The organism is Leminorella grimontii ATCC 33999 = DSM 5078 (assembly GCF_000439085.1).
Lineage (GTDB): Bacteria > Pseudomonadota > Gammaproteobacteria > Enterobacterales > Enterobacteriaceae > Leminorella > Leminorella grimontii.
In genome coordinates this window covers 15,796-33,472 of sequence record NZ_AUUA01000014.1, presented here as the reverse complement: position 1 = coordinate 33,472, position 17,677 = coordinate 15,796, and the positions used below count along the sequence as shown (strand labels likewise).

General features: G+C 54.7%; 19 protein-coding genes and 1 tRNA gene. 11 read left to right on the top strand and 9 right to left on the bottom strand.

The window, feature by feature from the left end:
* Positions 1–33: 33 nt before the first annotated feature.
* Positions 34–109, bottom strand: a tRNA-Phe gene (locus G544_RS0114550).
* 287 nt (positions 110–396) lie between these two features.
* On the opposite strand from G544_RS0114550, the gene G544_RS0114545 reads away from it, so the two are divergent.
* Positions 397–1,077, top strand: a complete 681-nt coding sequence (locus G544_RS0114545) for a MarC family NAAT transporter (protein WP_027275281.1) — start codon at positions 397–399, stop codon at positions 1,075–1,077.
* A 157-nt stretch (positions 1,078–1,234) separates the two neighbouring features.
* Positions 1,235–1,777 carry a DUF2628 domain-containing protein gene (locus G544_RS0114540; RefSeq protein ID WP_027275280.1) on the top strand — a complete coding sequence of 181 codons (543 nt, stop codon included), beginning with the start codon at positions 1,235–1,237 and terminating at the stop codon, positions 1,775–1,777.
* Positions 1,778–1,832: 55 nt separating this feature from the next.
* Here G544_RS0114540 and G544_RS0114535 read toward each other — a convergent pair whose 3' ends face one another.
* Positions 1,833–3,260, bottom strand: a complete 1,428-nt coding sequence (locus G544_RS0114535) for a sodium:proton antiporter (RefSeq protein WP_051155773.1) — start codon at positions 3,258–3,260, stop codon at positions 1,833–1,835.
* A gap of 119 nt (positions 3,261–3,379) precedes the next feature.
* The gene (locus G544_RS0114530; RefSeq protein ID WP_027275278.1) at positions 3,380–4,255 is read right to left on the bottom strand and encodes a LysR family transcriptional regulator; all 876 of its coding nucleotides are present in this window, start codon (positions 4,253–4,255) and stop codon (positions 3,380–3,382) included.
* A 230-nt stretch (positions 4,256–4,485) separates the two neighbouring features.
* On the opposite strand from G544_RS0114530, the gene G544_RS0114525 reads away from it, so the two are divergent.
* From G544_RS0114525 to G544_RS0114500, 6 genes are all read left to right on the top strand, one after another.
* Positions 4,486–5,799, top strand: coding sequence for a CitMHS family transporter (locus G544_RS0114525; RefSeq protein ID WP_027275277.1), 1,314 nt, complete (start codon positions 4,486–4,488; stop codon positions 5,797–5,799).
* A 35-nt stretch (positions 5,800–5,834) separates the two neighbouring features.
* Complete coding sequence (locus G544_RS0114520) at positions 5,835–7,172, top strand: acyclic terpene utilization AtuA family protein (protein ID WP_027275276.1); 1,338 nt, start codon at positions 5,835–5,837, stop codon at positions 7,170–7,172.
* Between the two features lie 2 nt (positions 7,173–7,174).
* Positions 7,175–7,474 (top strand): AtuA-related protein, encoded by a 300-nt coding sequence (locus tag G544_RS0114515; RefSeq protein WP_027275275.1) that lies wholly within the window; start codon positions 7,175–7,177, stop codon positions 7,472–7,474.
* Between the two features lie 116 nt (positions 7,475–7,590).
* The gene (gene atoD, locus G544_RS0114510) at positions 7,591–8,250 is read left to right on the top strand and encodes an acetate CoA-transferase subunit alpha (RefSeq protein ID WP_027275274.1); all 660 of its coding nucleotides are present in this window, start codon (positions 7,591–7,593) and stop codon (positions 8,248–8,250) included.
* Complete coding sequence (locus G544_RS0114505; RefSeq protein ID WP_027275273.1) at positions 8,247–8,894, top strand: 3-oxoacid CoA-transferase subunit B; 648 nt, start codon at positions 8,247–8,249, stop codon at positions 8,892–8,894. Before atoD ends, G544_RS0114505 begins: the two co-directional genes overlap by 4 nt.
* 10 nt (positions 8,895–8,904) lie before the next feature.
* Complete coding sequence (locus tag G544_RS0114500) at positions 8,905–10,083, top strand: acetyl-CoA C-acetyltransferase (RefSeq protein ID WP_027275272.1); 1,179 nt, start codon at positions 8,905–8,907, stop codon at positions 10,081–10,083.
* A gap of 43 nt (positions 10,084–10,126) precedes the next feature.
* On the opposite strand, the gene G544_RS0114495 is transcribed toward G544_RS0114500, so the two are convergent.
* The 4 genes from G544_RS0114495 to mutY all read right to left on the bottom strand — a co-directional run bounded on the left by G544_RS0114495 (position 10,127) and on the right by mutY (position 13,422).
* Positions 10,127–10,873, bottom strand: a complete 747-nt coding sequence (locus tag G544_RS0114495) for a nucleoside/nucleotide kinase family protein (protein WP_027275271.1) — start codon at positions 10,871–10,873, stop codon at positions 10,127–10,129.
* An 86-nt stretch (positions 10,874–10,959) separates the two neighbouring features.
* Positions 10,960–12,033, bottom strand: coding sequence for a membrane-bound lytic murein transglycosylase MltC (gene mltC / locus G544_RS0114490; RefSeq protein ID WP_027275270.1), 1,074 nt, complete (start codon positions 12,031–12,033; stop codon positions 10,960–10,962).
* Positions 12,034–12,079: 46 nt separating this feature from the next.
* Positions 12,080–12,352, bottom strand: coding sequence for an oxidative damage protection protein (locus G544_RS0114485; protein WP_027275269.1), 273 nt, complete (start codon positions 12,350–12,352; stop codon positions 12,080–12,082).
* Positions 12,353–12,366: 14 nt separating this feature from the next.
* Complete coding sequence (gene mutY / locus G544_RS0114480; RefSeq protein ID WP_027275268.1) at positions 12,367–13,422, bottom strand: A/G-specific adenine glycosylase; 1,056 nt, start codon at positions 13,420–13,422, stop codon at positions 12,367–12,369.
* 229 nt (positions 13,423–13,651) lie between these two features.
* Between mutY and trmB the strand changes: the two genes are divergently transcribed.
* From trmB to G544_RS0114465, 3 genes are all read left to right on the top strand, one after another.
* Positions 13,652–14,371 (top strand): tRNA (guanosine(46)-N7)-methyltransferase TrmB, encoded by a 720-nt coding sequence (gene trmB, locus G544_RS0114475; RefSeq protein ID WP_027275267.1) that lies wholly within the window; start codon positions 13,652–13,654, stop codon positions 14,369–14,371.
* Positions 14,371–14,706: a YggL 50S ribosome-binding family protein gene (locus tag G544_RS0114470; protein ID WP_027275266.1), complete on the top strand. Its 336-nt coding sequence runs from the start codon at positions 14,371–14,373 to the stop codon at positions 14,704–14,706. Before trmB ends, G544_RS0114470 begins: the two co-directional genes overlap by 1 nt.
* 302 nt (positions 14,707–15,008) lie before the next feature.
* Positions 15,009–15,734: a DUF2884 family protein gene (locus G544_RS0114465; protein ID WP_027275265.1), complete on the top strand. Its 726-nt coding sequence runs from the start codon at positions 15,009–15,011 to the stop codon at positions 15,732–15,734.
* 49 nt (positions 15,735–15,783) lie between these two features.
* Here G544_RS0114465 and hemW read toward each other — a convergent pair whose 3' ends face one another.
* Together hemW and rdgB are read right to left on the bottom strand one after the other, a co-directional pair.
* Positions 15,784–16,914 carry a radical SAM family heme chaperone HemW gene (gene hemW / locus G544_RS0114460; protein ID WP_027275264.1) on the bottom strand — a complete coding sequence of 377 codons (1,131 nt, stop codon included), beginning with the start codon at positions 16,912–16,914 and terminating at the stop codon, positions 15,784–15,786.
* Entirely contained in the window at positions 16,907–17,500 is a 594-nt protein-coding gene (gene rdgB / locus G544_RS0114455) for an RdgB/HAM1 family non-canonical purine NTP pyrophosphatase (protein ID WP_027275263.1), read from the bottom strand. The genes hemW and rdgB overlap by 8 nt, the downstream gene beginning before the upstream one ends.
* Positions 17,501–17,677 lie beyond the last annotated feature (177 nt).

Here is a 17,677-nt window from a genome sequence, read left to right as displayed (position 1 = left end):
AACAAAAACCCGCCATTGGCGGGTTTTTTTATATGGTGCCCGGACTCGGAATCGAACCAAGGACACGGGGATTTTCAATCCCCTGCTCTACCGACTGAGCTATCCGGGCAATGGAGCGCCATTAAACCGGATTATGGCCGGAAGGTCAAATACTTTAGCTTCATAAGGACATAAAATCGGTTCGTTTGCGCTTTTTTCAATCAACTATAGGCGGTAAGGCGGGATTACAGGCCTTGTACGTTGGTGTGGGAACGGATAGTGTGCACGGAGGTCTGATTGATTACGGGACGTAAATATTTTAGTTTCTACTGAGCGGTTGAATGTTTATTCGCATAGGCTCACGTTTCTTCTCCTTCGGGTGACTTTGTTTTAAATCGTTGAGAGGTGGTTTGTCCAATGGACGTCGTACTACAAATAGTGCACTTAATCGGCCTGGCGCTGGTGTTGCTGCTTCCGTTAACTAATCCGTTAACGTCGGTGGCGCTGTTTTTGAGCATGAGCGGGGATATGACCCGGGAAGAGCGCCATCGGCAGGCAATGATGGCGTCGTTTTACGTTTTCCTCATTCTCGTACTTGCCTTTTTCTGCGGTGAGCTGGTTATGAGAGTGTTTGGTATCTCTATTCCCGGTCTGCGCATTGCGGGTGGGCTTATCGTCGCCTATATCGGCTTCAGGATGCTCTTTCCGCCAGCGCCTCACGCGAAACCGGCCGAATCGCAGGATGAAAACGGCAAAGTATTAAAACCCGCTACGCAAAGTATCGCCTTCGTTCCAATTGCAATGCCGAGTACGGCAGGGCCGGGTACGATTGCGATGGTTATATCCGCGGCATCAACTTGGCATCAGGCGACAAGCTATAGCGCTTCCGTAGTTTATACGGCCGTGGTGTTAAGCAGCCTTTTGCTGTCGCTTATCCTATGGGGAAGCTTGCGCAGTTCAGACCTTATCATGAAAGGGCTGGGTAAGAACGGCATTGAGGCCGTTTCCAGAGTGATGGGCTTTCTGTTGGTCTGCATGGGCGTTCAGTTTATTATTAACGGCGTTTTTGAGCTCATTAAGACCTATCCTGGCGCATAATGGACAAAACACTGCAGCATCTCCGCGCGCGTGTTGAAAGCCGCCTGATGCGACGATACTATAGGCTCACTCTGAGGTTTCGCCCAGCGGAATGGCGTATTGGTTTTTTGAATAATAACGGGAAGATGCGATGGAGAAGTGTTCAAAGTGCGGGAATATGTCGGTTAATGATGACGGGCAGTGTGTCGTTTGCGATGAGTCGGCGTCAGTTAACCCTTATGCCGTGTCCAGCACGGTAGCGGAAATTACCGGCGAGACGTCTGATGCTTCTTCTGAAAGTTATTCAAAAATATTTGTCGGCAGTAAGTATTATTCGTTTTTTCCCCACGGTGGCGATATCCCTAAACGCTGGAACTGGGCGGCCTTTTTCTTCGGCGCATTTTGGTTTGTTTATCGCAAGATGTATCTCTATGCCGTTATTTATTTGGGGCTCGGTTTCCTGCTGACGGGGATTCAGATGACGCTGGGCATCTCTGAGATTTTGATTAACGTCACCAGTATTGCGCTGGGGGTTGCCGCGGGAATTTGGGCTAACCGCCTATATAAGCAGCATATTGATAAGAAAATTGCAGAAACGCTGGTGATGGCTAAAGGCGACGACGTCGTTCCGGCTTTGAAAGCTAAAGGTGGAACCAACATTGGTGGGCTTATTGGCGCTATCGTGTTGGTCTTTGCATTGATAATGCTGACCAGCGTGTAGTCTACTTAAGATGGGATTTAAAAGGCCTGACGCGTGAGCGTCAGGCCTTTTTGCATTAGAACAGGAAGAAAATGACCGTTAACACTAAGAACAGCGGAATGAGAATACCGAATGACCACTTCATGTAGCCAAAGAAGCTCGGCATTTGAATCCCCCGCTGGGTGGCGATGCTTTTAACCATAAAGTTCGGCGCGTTGCCGATGTAGGTTAATGCCCCCATGAAGACTGAACCCATCGAAATTGCCAGCAGCGTTTGCGGCAGTTGGTTCATCAGCATTTGAGCATCGCCGGCGGCGAGGTTGAAGAACACCAGATAGGTCGGCGCGTTGTCCAGGAAGCCGGAAAGGGCGCCGGTTAGCCAGAAGTACATTGCGTTGATTGGCTGCCCCTGAGGATCGGAAACCATAGAGACCAGCCCAGCCATATGGCCTTCGGAACCGGCGCGCAGAATGGCGAGAACTGGACCGATGGTGATGAATATGCCGGCGAACAGCTTGGCGACTTCAAGGATCGGTTCCCAGTTGAACTCATTACCGGCGCGGATAGGCTTGGCGGTTGCCGCTAAAGAGATACCTGCGATGACTAACAGCGCAACGTCGCGAGTGATGTCCTGCAGGGCCATATGGACGCCGAAAAGGGATACCTCGATACCGGGGCGCCAGAAGCCGGAAAGCAGAACGCAGCCGATGATCGCGAGCAGTAGAACAAAGTTGAACTTGCCGTACAGGCGGAGCTTCGAATCAGGCGTAGGGTCGCGCGGCTCCATTTCGTCTTCACGCTTATAGTAGTAGCTGTCGACGACGTAGAACATTGCCAGCAGAATCAGGCTGCTGATAATCACCGGCGGCAGCATATGGATAGCGGTCCAAAAGAAGTCAACGCCCTTCAAAAAGCCGATAAACAGCGGCGGATCGCCCAGCGGAGTGAGGCCGCCGCCGATGTTCGCCACCAGGAAAATAAAGAAAATAACGACGTGAACGCGGTGTTTACGGTTGTCGTTGGCGCGGATCAGCGGGCGGATAAGCAACATGGCCGCGCCGGTTGTACCCATTAGCGACGCGAGGATAGTGCCGATAGCCAACAGCGCCGTGTTGAGCTTCGGCGAACCGTGGAGGTTACCCTGAACGAGTATCCCGCCCGAAACGGTAAACAGGGCAAACAGTAGAATAATAAACGGAATATACTCCGCGAGCATGGCGTGCGCGACCAGCCCCACGCTGGTATCAACGCCGAACGTCATCGTAAACGGAACCAAAAACAGGATTGACCACAGCGCGGTGATTTTCCCGAAGTGGTGGTGCCAGATGGTTGGAATTAGCAGAGGACAGAGGGCGATGGAAAGCAGAATGCCGACAAACGGAATGCCCCATCCCAGGCTGAGCGTAGTGCCGTCAACGTCTGCGGCAAAGCTTAACGCCGGCATGGTCAGCCCGAGTAGCAGGCCGACATACTTTAGTCGTTTTAGTGTTGACCGGTGAGCCATTTAAGATAACTCCAATTTTAATAAGATTCTAATCACATTGGTAAACGCCCATTTGAGCAAAAAGCCAGTGGCGCTGTCAAAGCGCCGTTGACACTTTCTTCAGAAGAGCGGCGGACAAATTATGGCTCGGTGAGGAACTCATAAAATTTTTGGCTGATGTCCGAGAGCGTTTTTCCGCTCTTTCGGATGATATAAATATCGCGGCTCAGAGCCTCTTCGGCGACGGGTTTGACCATAATGTCGGGATGCTGGAACATGTACAGCGTAAGCTCGGGTAAAAATGTAATGCCGGAATTTGAGAGCAAAAGCCCAAACAGCGTGCTGAGTTGCTCAATATCGATATAGTTAATATTTTTATTATTTGTAATATCGACATGCAGCGATTGATAAATGCTGGTAGTGGGCGCAAATCGAATGACGGTTGAATGACTGATATCGCTGAGGCTAACCGTATCCCTTTTCGCCAAAGGATGATGGCGATTAAAAACCAGATAGTATCTTTCACTATGTATTTTATAACTTTCAACTCCGCTGTCGTTCGGCAAATATCCCACCATCCCCAGTTCCGTTGTTTCATTCATTACTGAAGACAGGCAGTAGTCCGACTGTAAGTCTTTCACGTCAAACGCGGCTTTAGGCTGAATAAGACGGAAACGCTGAATATACGAAGGCAACAGTTTCACTGCGATAGAGGGTAAAACCGCAATGGAAATCTTGAACTGTTCCTGATTAATGTGGTCGTGCCAGCGGGATAGACCTAAATTAAATTCATTGACGATGCCCAGCGCGATATTTTGAAACACCTCACCGTCAGGGGTAAGATCGACGGTTTTTGGTTTTCGGTCAAACAGCCGCGCTCCGGCCTCTTTCTCTATTGCGTAGATGAGATTGCTAAAGGCCGGCTGAGAAAGGAAAACGGATTCTGCCGCACGGGTAAAATTGCGATGCTTACACAAAGCCAGAAAGGCGCGAAATTGTTTAATCGACAGATTCATAGCTACCGTTCTCCAAAAGGGGAACATTGTATAAGCGATTTGTTTTTTGGATAGTGTGACTGGACGCGCATTCTATTTAATTACCTATTCATCTTTTAAATAGTGCTATCTGATTAATGAATTTCCCTGTTTTTTTCATGCCGCTAGTATGGAGATGAAAATAAGAACGCATCCTCCGATAACTATTTTTTCTTCATTTCCTACAACGTTAAGAACAGGAAATCTTATCTATGATAGCTTTATTTGGACTTCTCACCATTCTCGTCGTTCTTGCGGCGATTATGACAAAAAAACTGTCGCCCATGGCGGCGCTGATTGCAATTCCCGTCATTATGGCGCTTCTGGCCGGTTTTGACGTCGCTTCCGTAAACAAGTTTGCCGTTAGCGGCGTGAAGAACATCGCACCGGTTATCGGCATGTTCGTTTTCGCCATTCTGTTTTTTGGCATTCTTACCGATGCGGGCATGCTGGATCCGATTATCGATAAGGTGCTTAAAGTCGTTGGCAACAAGCCGTCTCGTATCGTACTGGGTTCCGCCGTGCTGGCTTCAATCGTTCATCTGGACGGCTCCGGCGCGGTAACTTTCCTGGTTGTCGTTCCGGCGATGCTGCCGCTGTATAAGCGTCTTAAGATGGACCCGCGCATACTGGCCTGCGCCGTCGCTATGGCTGCCGGCGTGTGTAACATGCTGCCGTGGGGCGGGCCGACGCTGCGCGCCGCGTCGTCTCTCAACGTTCCCGTAATGGACCTGTTCCTACCGGTATTACCGGTTATGCTGACCGGCTTGGCGTTTGTGTACATCTGTTCCTGGCTGCTGGGCAAACGCGAAGAAAAACGTCTGGGTTACAGCTCCGGCTCCGCCTCAGCGTCTGACATGGAGCACCATCGTACCGAACTGACTGAAGAAGAACGCGCTATACGTCGTCCTAAGCTGTTCCTGGTCAACATTGGGCTGGTTGTTCTCGTGATTGGCACCATGATTAGCGGTAAGGCTGCGCCCATCGTCTGCTTCATGCTGGGCACCGTACTGGCGCTGTTGATTAACTACCGCAAGCCGGAGCAGCAAAAGGCTCGCATCGACGCGCACGCCAAGTCAGCGCTGATGATGGCGGGGATCCTGTTTGCCGCCGGCATTTTCACCGGCATCATGAAAGATTCCGGCATGCTTAAGGAAATGGCGTCTTACATGGCCGCGCACATCCCGGCTGAGTCTGCATCGCACTTCCCGTTCATTATCGGCCTGATCGCCATGCCGCTGAGCATGATTTTTGACCCGGATTCGTTCTACTTCGGCGTTCTGCCCGTAATGGCGACCGCAGGTCAACATCTTGGCGTTCCCGCTATGGAGATGGGGCAGGCTGCTATTTTGGGACAAATGACCACCGGTTTCCCCGTAAGCCCCTTAACGCCTGCGACCTTCCTGCTGGTTGGGTTGGCGGGTATCGATCTGGGCGAACATCAGAAGTTTACCTTCTTCTTCCTGTGGGCCGCCTCTATCGTGATGACCATCGCGGCAGTGTTGATTGGCGTATTCCCGATTTAATTTCGATATAGATAGATGAATTAAGCGTGGTAACTATGAAAAAGTTAAGAATTGGCGGCGGAGCCGGCTATGCCGGTGACCGTATTGAACCAGCGGTTGAGCTGGCGGAAAAGGGCGATATTCAGTATCTGGTTTTCGAATGCCTGGCCGAGCGTACTATCGCCATCGGTCAGCGCCAGAAAGCGGCGGATCCAACGAAAGGGTTTAACGAGCTGCTGGCGGACAGAATGAAGGCCGTTCTGCCTATCTGCATGAAGAAAGGCATTAAGATTATTACCAATATGGGCTCGGCCAACCCGCAGTATGCCGGCAAGCTGGTCGCAGAAATTGCCCGCTCTCTGGGGGCTGAAAAGCTGAAGATTGCCGTAGTCAGCGGCGATGACGCTCTGGACGTCGCGACTAAAGCCAACGTGAAGCTGGATGAAATCGGCCTGCCTATCGCCGAGTGCGGCAAGCAAATCATTTCTGCCAACGCCTATATGGGCGCAGAAGCGATGGTTGAAGCGCTCAACGGCGGCGCAGACGTCGTCATTGCCGGTCGCGTGTCCGATCCGTCACTGTTCCTAGCGCCCATGATGTATGAATTCGGCTGGAAGGCCAACGACTGGGAGAAACTGGGCAAGGGAACGCTTATCGGACACCTGCTGGAGTGCGGCGGCCAGATAACCGGCGGTTACTATGCCGATCCGGGCTTTAAAGACGTGCCTAATCTGGCGCGCCTGGGCTTCCCGATTGCAGAGATCGACGAAGACGGCAACGCCGTGATTACGAAGGTTGAAGGCGCTGGCGGTTGCGTAACGGTAGATACCTGTAAAGAGCAGATGCTGTATGAAATTCACAAGCCTGACCGCTACCTGACGCCTGACGTCGTTGCGGATTTCTCTCACGTCACCTTCACGCAGGTCGGGCCGGATCGCGTTGAAGTCAAGGGCGGTACGGGTTCAGAGCGTACCGGTACGCTGAAAGTCTCCGTAGGCTATCAGGACGGCTTCATCGGCGAGGGCGAGATTTCTTACGCCGGGCCGGGGGCGGTCGCTCGTGGCCAGCTGGCGCTGGAGATCGTAAAAGAACGCTTTGCCCTGTGCGGCTTTGCGCCAGAAGAGGCGCGTTATGACCTGATCGGCGTGAATTCACTGCACGGCGACGCACTGTCTCGGAGCAGTGAGCCATATGAAGTTCGCGCTCGCGTTGCGGCACGCTGCAAAACCCGCGCAGATGCGGCCAAGGTGGGTAACGAGGTTGAAACGCTGTACACCAACGGCCCGGCCGGCGGCGGCGGTGCAACCAAGTCAGTAAAAGAGATCCTGGCGATGGACTCTACGCTGCTTTCCCGCGATCTGGTCACCGCGACCGTCGAGTTTTTGGAGGTTTAATCATGAAACTGCGCGAAATTGCACACTCTCGTACCGGCGATAAGGGTAACACCTCGAATATTTCCGTTATCGCCTACTCAATGGATGATTACGAGAAAATTAAGAACGCCGTGACGGCGGAAAAAGTAAAGGCGCACTTTGCCGATATCGTCAAAGGCGAGGTCGTTCGCTATGAGCTGCCTGCCATCGGCGCGCTGAACTTCGTCATGTACGGCGCGCTGGGCGGCGGAGTGACCCGCTCTCTGGCGCTGGACATGCACGGCAAAGGGCTGAGCTCCGCCATGATGGATATGGATATTTGATAGTGTCAGGGCCAGCGTTCGCTGGCCCTCATCAATTACAACGCTTATTAACGTCAACTGCGGCGCCCGTCGTTCGTAGCGGGTTTATTTTGCCGCAGTTTGGCAGGAGAAGGGCAATGAAGGACAAACGAATCAGTCTTGACGCATTTCGCGCACGCCTGCGCGACGGCATGACCATCATGTTCGGCGGATTTATGGGCGTCGGTACGCCCGCGGCGCTGGTGGCCGAAATTTTGGCTTCCGGCGTGAAGGACTTAACGCTGATCGGCAACGACACCGGATTTGTCGATACCGGCGTTGGGCCGCTGATTGCCAGCGGTCAGGTAAAGAAAGTGGTTGCTTCCCACATCGGCACCAACCCGGAAACCGGCCGGCGCATGATCGCTGGCGAAATGGAGGTTGAGCTGGTGCCGCAGGGAACGCTGGTTGAGCGTATTCGCTGCGGCGGAGCCGGGCTTGGCGGCTTCCTGACGCCGACCGGCGTAGGCACCGTGGTGGAAGAGGGCAAACAAAAAATCACCCAAAACGGCGTGGAATACCTGCTTGAGCTGCCTCTGCGCGCCGATCTGGCTATTTTGCAGGCCGCGAAGGCCGACCAAAGCGGCAACCTCGTTTATTCTCTGACGGCGCGCAACTTTAACCCCATCGTCGCGCTGGCGGCCGATCTGGTGATAGCCCAGTGCGATGAGATCGTAGACGTAGGAAGCATTGCGCCGGACGCCGTAATGACGCCGGGCGCACTGGTAGACCATCTTTATCTGGGAGAAGCGCAATGAACGCCAAAGAAATTATCGCTCGCCGCGTAGCGAAAGAGCTGACGGATGGCGACGTGGTCAACCTGGGAATTGGCCTGCCAACGCAGGTGGCCAACTACCTGCCTGGCGACGTGCACGTCACGCTGCAGTCTGAAAACGGTTTTCTTGGCCTTGGCCCGGTAACCGAGGTCGACCCTAATCTGGTCAACGCCGGCGGTCAGCCGTGCGGCGTCGTTCCCGGCGCAGCCATGTTTGACAGCGCCTTCTCCTTTGCCCTGATCCGCGGCGGCCACGTCGACGTTTGCGTGCTGGGCGGGCTTCAGGTGGATGAAGAAGCCAATCTGGCCAACTGGATGGTGCCGGGGAAAATGGTGCCCGGTATGGGTGGCGCGATGGATCTGGTGGCGGGCGCGAAGAAAGTCATTATCGCTATGGAGCACTGCGCCAAAGACGGCAGCGCCAAGCTGCTGCACCGCTGTAACTTCCCGCTGACGGCGAAGGGCAAGGTCAGCATGGTAGTGACCGAAATCGCCGTTTTCGCCTTTATTGATGGGAAAATGGTTCTGACCGAGCTTAGGTCTGACGTGACGCTTGACGCGCTGCGCGAAATGACCGAGGCCAATTTTGTCGTTGCCGACGATTTGCGCCCTCTGTGCGTAGAGTAAGGAGAGAGAGATGACGAATTCTGTTGTGATCGTAGCCGCGAAAAGAACGGCTATCGGCAAGTTTGGCGGTACGCTCGCCTCCGTTCCCGCCGTGTCTCTGGGCGCTAAGGTGATCGCCGACTGTATGCAAAGCCTGCCCGGCGATATCAGCGTTGACGAAGTTATTTTAGGCAACGTATTGCAGTCCGGCCTTGGTCAGAATCCGGCTCGTCAGGCGGCGATTGGCGCAGGCCTGCCGATTGAGACGCCTGCGTTTACCGTCAACAAGGTGTGCGGGTCCGGCCTGAAAACCGTTGCGCTGGGCGCACAGGCCATTCTGTCAGGCTGTGCCTCAGTGGTCGTCAGCGGCGGGATGGAAAACATGAGCGCTGCGCCTTACCTGCTGGATAAGGCTCGTCAAGGCTATCGGATGGGGAACGGCACGCTGGTCGACTCCATGATTAAGGACGGCCTGTGGTGTGCATTCAACGACTACCACATGGGCATTACGGCGGAAAATGTGGCCGAACGCTACGGTCTAAGCCGTGAAGAGCAGGACGCCGTCGCGTTGGCTTCACAGCGCAAAGCTACTGCGGCAATCCAGTCCGGTCGCTTTGTTAATGAAATCACGCCGATTGAAATCAAAAGCCGTAAGGGCGTGACGCTGTTTAATCAGGATGAATACCCGCGTGCGGACACTACGATGGAAACGCTGGCCAGCCTGCGTCCTGCCTTTAAGCCAGACGGTACCGTTACAGCGGGCAACGCGTCCGGCATTAACGATGCGGCGGCTATTTTGGTGCTGATGCGTGAGGACGAAGCGGCTGCCCGCGGCCTGACGCCTCTGGCACGCATTCGCGGCTGGGCGTCGGCGGGCGTAGCGCCGGACGTTATGGGCATCGGCCCCGTTCCCGCTTCGCAAAAAGCGATGAAGATGGCCGGCGTAGCGTTAAGCGACATTGACCTGATTGAAGCCAACGAGGCGTTTGCCGCTCAGTTCCTGGCGGTTGGCCGCGATCTCGGCTTCGATCCGGTACGCGTTAACGTCAACGGCGGCGCTATCGCGCTGGGCCATCCGATTGGCGCCAGCGGCGCGCGGATCCTGGTGACGCTGATCCACGCTCTGAGAAGCCACGACAAAACGATGGGCCTGGCGACGCTGTGCATCGGCGGCGGACAGGGTATTGCGATGGTGGTTGAACGCGTTTAATCGTTCAAAACGTCCGAATCTGACGCGACGTTAGTACGCCGCGTCAGAGAATGATTGTGGGGGGCTTCTCATCGAGAAGCCCGTCGATAAGGCGATAAGAGCCGTCTTTTAGCATTTCCAGCGTCAGGTCCGCTCTGCGGCTGTTAGTAAGCACTCGCATGACGTTCGGCCCGTCAGACCGTTCAAAAAAGCGCTCCGCGTCCTCTCTGCTCACGCCGCCTTTCATCTTGCGGGCGATAAGCCTCTCTTTTAAATAGTCGATATAGCTGCCGATAAAGATGCTGTAGTCGCAGCGCCGTATCAGATCCTGCCAGCCGGGCTCTTTAAGTAAAAGCCAGTTGCCTTCAACGATCACGATGGGCGAAACCACCTCGATAGCGTTTTGCTGCGGATCGTGCAGGTTTCGGTCATAGCTGGGCCAGCGAGGCTGGGGAGACTTCAGGTCAGCAAGATAGTCCTGCAAGAGCCCAAGATTGAAGGTGTCCGGCGCGCCTTTGCGGCCGCGAAGGCCGTGTTCGTCCAGGTAGCTGTTGTAGTGGTGAAAGCCGTCCATCGGCAGGCCTTGCAGATCCTGAAGGTCGGTTTCCTGACGAGAAAGCATCTGCCAAAAGCCGGTTAGCGTCGATTTCCCCACGCCGGGCGGCGCGCTTAAATACACCACCAAACGCCTTTTCTTTTCTCGCTGTAGCCGAGTCAGCGTGCGCAGCAGGGGCAAATGGAGGTCGCGAACGTCTCTGTCTGGAAACGTCGCAACATAGTTCAGGCCGTTAACGTTGAGTTCCACATTCATCGACTTTCTCCCTGTAGGCTATACGCCAGCGCCAGGCTGCGGATTTTCCTCAGCCTGGCGTCGACGTTTCCGGCTAGAGCTGCCGCCTATCGACGATAGCTTTTCTGCGCGGTATTTACCTTTTTCAGATAGTTACGCGATTCGGCGGACGGGTGCTTGGTCGTCAGCGTTTCGTACACCTCGCCGGGCTCCATGCCGTTTATCACGCTCGGCGCTTTGTTCCTGTCGCTGGAGAATACGCGCAGCACGCTGCCGGCACCGCCGTTGTAGGCGGTAATAACGGCATAGCGGCGGGACGTCGCGTTGCTAATTCCGCCCAGATAGCTGTTTTGCAGAATGGACAGATAGGCCGTGCCTGCGTCAATGTTATTCGCCGGGTCAAACAGGTAGCTGCGGCTCGGCTGGCCGGATTTACCCTGCATCTTGAAGACGTCTTTGCCCGCCGTGTGCTGCATGACCTGCATGAGGCCAATTGCGTCGGAACGGCTGACTGCGTATGGGTTGAAGCTGGATTCCGTCTGCATGATAGCCAGAATCAGCGACTCCTCCACGTTATACTTACGGGCCGCCTGTCGCACCAGCGGCTGATACTTATGCGCCCGCTTGTCGAGGTGGTTTGACACCAGCGGAATATTTACCGACCAGATGACCTTAAGCCCTGAGGTGCGTCGCTGCAGTTTGTTCTGAATCAGGTAATCGGCAAAGCGGCTTGCGCGCCACTCCCAGCGAATAGTGTTTCCGTCTGAGTCGAGCACCTGGCCATACAGGAATGGTTCTTTACTGAGCTGGATGTCGTTGGCGTCCGAATAAAGGTCGGTGCTTTGCGGATCTTCGCCCATCAGCAGCGTGGTAATGATGGCCTGCCGCAGGCTGGCCTGCGGATCGGCGTTAAGCGTCTCGATGGTGATGACGCCGGCGTCAAAGTTGATGTGGCTACGCGTCTGGTACTGGTCCGTATATTTCACGTAGTCCTTGGGGCCGGCGATAAGAACTTCACTCCTGCCCCAGATATTTTCGACGTTATGGGCGAACTGGCCCATCAGGATGTCGAAGCCGTTCGTATCTTTCACGTAACGATCGTCGTCGACGGGCTTTTTTGAACCGCCGCCGCATGAGAACAGCAGCGGCGTAATCAGCAGTAGGGCACAGGTTTTCTTTATATTTAGCATGGTTGGTTGACGTTATTGGTTTGAATGAGACGGTGCGCTATTCGCTCGGCGGCGTATAGCCTTCAATGTGAACGTCTTTACCTTCAAACAGAAAATTCACCATCTCCTGCTCAAGCAGCTTGCGGTGCTCGGGATCCATCATGTTGAGCTTTTTCTCATTGATAAGCATGGTCTGCTTGGTCATCCACTGTGACCATGCCTCTTTGGATATTTCATTGAAAATTCGCTTGCCTAACTCACCGGGATAAAGCTGAAAATCCTGCCCATCGGCCTCTTTTTGTAGGTAGGTGCAAAAAATGGTTCTGCTCATGCTTTATCCTCAAGTTAGTTGCTCAAATGGCTTAGCTGGTGGAGTAACCGTTCCACCGGTGCGGCGAGGCCGACCTGCGGGGGATTTGCCAAATCGTACCAAATGCCGGGCTTTTCTTCACGGCAGGCGTTGTTTGAATCTACGTCTTCCAGCAGCATCGGTACGATATCTAAATGGAAGTGGCTAAACGTATGGCGAAACGCGGTCAGCTGCTGCAACGTCGTTGAGCTCAGCTTCTGCTGCGCCAGCCATGCATCAAGCTCATCGCGTTCGCTAAACTGCGGGAAACAGTAAAGCCCGCCCCAAAGGCCGACGGCTGGCCTTTTCTCCAGCCAGACTTTACCACCGTTCTTAAGTAACACAAACCAGGCGTTTCTTTCCGGGATCTGCTTTTTAGGCTTTTTGCCCGGGTAGTCCGCAAAGCTTTGGTTGGCATAGGCGATACAGCCAGCGTTTAGCGGGCAGAGCTCGCACTTGGGGCGTGAGCGAGTACACACCATTGCGCCCAGGTCCATCATCGCCTGGTTGAACTGCGCGACGCCTTGCGCCGGCGTCACTTCATCACTCAGTTCCCACAGCCGGTTTTCCACCTCTTTCTTTCCGGGCCAGCCGCTAACGGCGTAGCAGCGGGCGATGACTCGCTTTACGTTGCCGTCAAGAATGGGGTAGCGCTGGTTAAGAGAAAGCGACAGAATGGCGCCCGCCGTGGAACGGCCAACGCCGGGAAGGTCGTGTACGGTGTCAAAATCGGTTGGGAAAAGCCCCTGATGCTGCGCTGCAATCTGCTGCGCAGCCTTATGGAGATTGCGGGCCCTTGCGTAGTAGCCCAGCCCGGTCCACAGGTGCAGCACTTCATCTATCGGCGCTGCCGCCAGAGAGGAAACGTCGGGAAAGCGCGCGATAAAGCGCTGGAAGTAGGGAATAACGGTGGCGACCTGCGTCTGCTGAAGCATCACTTCGGACAGCCAGACGTGATAAGGCGTTTTTTCAATTTGCCAGGGAAGGGTCTTACGGCCGAATTTCTGATACCAGTCCAGAACCGCCTGTGCAAATACCTTTGCTTGTAGCATGAATTAAGTGAAATTCCCAAGATGTAAAAGATGCCGAGATTCCAGCACAGACGGCGACTACAGTCAAACCGCAGCCTAGCGTTTTATTGCAAGAGAGCGATAAGCGAAAGGTGCTTTTTACCGTTCGACGTTTTGGCCGGTGAGAGAATTTGCTATCATGCGCTGGAATGCTTTATCTCCGTGAATAATGTGTGGACGGCTCATGCCGTCCGCGTAAACAGAGCTTTTTATGATTAATGACGTAATTTCTCCCGAGTTTAATGAAGACGGTCGCGCCATTCGCCGTATTCGCAGCTTTGTGCGCCGCCAGGGGCGGTTGACGAAGGGACAGCAGTTCGCGCTGGACAACTACTGGCCGACGATGGGGGTTGAATTCGAACCTCAGGCGCTGGACTTCACCGCGCTGTTTGGGCGCGAGGCGCCCGTAACGCTGGAGATCGGCTTCGGCATGGGCATGTCGCTGGTGAAAATGGCGCAGGAAAGCCCGGAGCAGAACTTTCTCGGCATCGAGGTTCACAGTCCGGGCGTCGGAGCCTGTCTGTCGGCAGCGCATGAGGCCGAGCTTTCTAATCTGCGGGTAATGTGTCACGATGCGGTCGAAGTGCTGGAGAAAATGATCCCAGACGCGTCGTTAAGCCGGGTGTTGCTGTTTTTCCCTGACCCGTGGCACAAGGCCAGGCACCATAAGCGGCGCATTTTGCAAACGCCGTTCGCGATGGCGATTTTGAAAAAGCTGAAGGTTGGGGGCGTTTTCCACATGGCCACCGACTGGGAAAACTATGCAGAACACATGCTGGAAGTGATGAACGCGCTTCCGGCCTATCGAAATCTGTCAGTAGACGGTACGTATGTGCCGCGTCCGGATTCTCGCCCACTGACGAAGTTTGAGCTTCGCGGGCAGCGTTTAGGTCACGGCGTATGGGATTTGATGTTTGAGAGGATTGAATAATGGGATATCAGCGTAGTCGCCGTTTGCGTAAAAAAATGCGTATCGACGAGTTTCAGGAAATTGGCTTTATCGTTACCTGGTCGTTTCCTGAAGGAACGGCTATCGAGCAGGTTGACGCTACTATCGACCAGTTCATTCAGGACGTATTTGAAGCGCACGACCTGTCGTTTGAAGGCGGCGGCTATCTGCAGTGGGAAGGGCTGGTTTGCCTGCAGAAGATCGGCAAGTGCACCGAAGAGCATCGCGGTCTGGTCAGCAACTGGCTGGAAGACAAAGGCATGCTGGACGTTCGCGTAGGCGAACTGATGGACATCAACTACTTTGACGTAGAATAAGCCGCGCTTCGCCTTCGGTTAATGTTATGTAAATTTCGCCCGGTTCTTTACCGGGCGTGTTATTTTCAGGCAATAGGCTGTGTCCCGCAATTGTACACGGATGGCGTTGGCGGTCATTTTTACGCAGAACAAGGCGCGAGTGGCGAGGTTTGGCGGGCCAAATAAGCCGCGAGTAACGCAGAGTCCGTGTTTTTGGCTCAGCGTCGCCACCGCGGACAATTGCGGGACACAGCCTACCAGCGCGACAGGCCACTGGTCCGAGTCGGCGCATTGACTGCAGACAAGAACGTTGAGGAATGACTATGTTACGAAAAACCGGCGCGGCGCTGCTGCTGTTAGCCGCCGCTCAGGCGCAGGCGGCCTACACGTGCCCGGCCCAGCCGCAGGATGACATTATCATCAGTGCGCAAACGGTAGAGATCGTTGGCGCCAGCGGAAATCTGGTGATTGATAAAAGCGGCAGCGTGACGAGAAACGGGCAGCAGCTTTCGCTGTCTGACGCTGCGCGAAATCAGGCCGTTGCGCTGCAAAAGGGGATCCGCACCGATTTCCCCTATATTAACGACGGCGTCCGTTCCCGTCTGGCCGTTGCCCAAAACGCGCTGGACGGCATTATCGTTAAGCAACTGGGAAAAGAAAGCAACGTACGTAACCGCCTCACGACCTTGACCGCCGATTTAACTAAAGAGATGGAGAAGGTGCTGGAGCCCCGTAAGGATGGCTTTGCGTTCCACCATCAGGCGCTTGGTCAGGTGGAATCTAACAGCCGTACCGTTGTACAAAGCGCTCTGGGCGGCGTTTTGCAGGACAGCATTAACGAGCTGGGCGTTCAGGCGGTTGCCAAGGGCGGTAAGTCAGGCAATCCGCTACAGGCGGTGTTGGGCAGCTTAGGCGGCGTTCAGCAGGAAATTAAAGACGAGTGGAAAAAGCAGGAGAAGGACTTTGAGCAGTTTGGCAAAGACGCCTGTTCTCGCCTGAGTTCGTTGGACAGTCAGCGAGCAGCGCTAATTAAGGCGCTTCCGCAGTAAGTTTTCTTGCTAAAGGCCGGGCGTTTTAAAAACGACCCGGCCTTTACGTTTATAGAAACAGCTCCAGCAGCGAATTTAGAAACAGCTTTCCTTTCTTCGTCACCTGCCATTCTGTGTCTGATTCCGTAATGTAGCCCGCCTCCAGCGCCCGATCGATATTGGGTCGTATGATGCTTTCCGATAATCCGGTTAGCTGACCAAACTGTTCGCGCGGGCAGGGTTCCAGCAGCCGGAAGCGGTTCATGAAGAACTCAAAGGGGCGATCCTGCGGCTCAACGTCGTTCTGCTCGGCAAGATATCGTCCTTCCATATAGCCGCGAGGGTGGCGAGTTTTCACCGTTCTGACGATGCGTCCATCGCTTAGGCTGACTTTTCCATGTGCGCCGCAGCCGATACCCAGATAGTCACCGAAGCGCCAGTAGTTCAGATTATGGTGGCAGCGGTAGCCGGGCTTTGCGTAAGCGGACGTTTCATACTGCACGTAGCCTGCAGCACAAAGCAGTTCATGGCCCCGCTGATAGATATCCCACAGTGCGTCGTCGTCCGGAAGCACCGGCGGGCGGGAGCCAAACAGGGTATTAGGTTCAATCGTCAGCTGATACCAGGACAGATGCGGCGGCTCAAGCTCAACGGCCTGCCGCAGATCGTCCAGCGCCTGCTGCGGCGTTTGGTTAGGCAGGCCGTGCATCAGATCCAGATTAAAGCTTAAAAGCCCCAGCCTCTTGGCCAAACGAGCCGCCTCTTTTGCTTCCTGCGGACCGTGGATCCGCCCCAGCCTTTGCAGCTTCTCTGCGCTAAAGCTTTGTACGCCGATAGAAATGCGGTTAATTCCTGCCGCCTGATAGGCCTCAAAGCGGGCGGCTTCAACGGTGCCGGGGTTTGCTTCCATGGTGACTTCGGCGCCGGGCAGAAGGCAAAGCCTCTGGCGAACGCCGTCCATCAGGCGGTGCATCGCTTCGGCGCTCAGCAGGCTCGGCGTGCCGCCGCCGATAAAAATTGAGCTGACGGGCCTTTGTGGCGCGAGCCGCAGCGATTGGTCGAGATCTGCCAACAGGTGGGAGACATAGGCCTCGTGGGGTACTTCTTCCTTAAGCGCGTGGGAGTTGAAGTCGCAGTAGGGACACTTCTGCACGCACCAGGGAATGTGAATATAGAGGCTTAGCGGCGGCAAATTAAGCATTGCGCAGGGCGTCCAGCAGCATGTTCAGCGCCTGACCGCGGTGAGAGATCTGGCTTTTATGCTCGTGGCTCAGCTCGGCGGCCGTGCAGCCCAGTTCCGGAACGTAAAAAATAGGGTCGTAGCCAAAGCCGCCTTCCCCCGCCGGGCTAAACAGAACCTCGCCGGGCCAACTGGCGTGAAAGACCAGCGGGATAGGATCCTGCGCGTGGCGCATGTAGACCAGCACGCAGTGGAACTGCGCCTGACGCTGGCCTTCCGGAACGTCTTTAAGCGTTTCCAGCAGCTTGTTGAGGTTTTCCTCATCGCTCGCATCGACGCCCGCATAGCGCGCTGAATAAATACCTGGCGCGCCGCCGATGGCGTCAACCGCAATGCCAGAATCGTCGGCGATAGCAGGAAGGCCGGTGATCTGGGCCGCGTGCCGCGCCTTAATGATTGCGTTCTCGATGAAGGTTAATCCGGTCTCTTCAGCGGAATCTACACCGAGGGAGGTTTGGGCTACGACTTCAAAGCCAAAGTCGCCCAAAAGGTTAGCCAGTTCACGGACTTTACCGGGATTTCCGGTCGCAAGAACAACTTTCTGCATGAGAGATTCACCTGTGGTAGTCGATGAAGGATAGATTGGGCGATTTAACCGCCGCTTAATGCGGCGCACACGCCACTGCATTTTTTCGCGCTATAGCATACCTTAAACCGCCTCGGAGGGCGGAAGATTTTATAAGCGAATACCTCTGCTTTTAGCGGAAATATCTGCTTGTATATT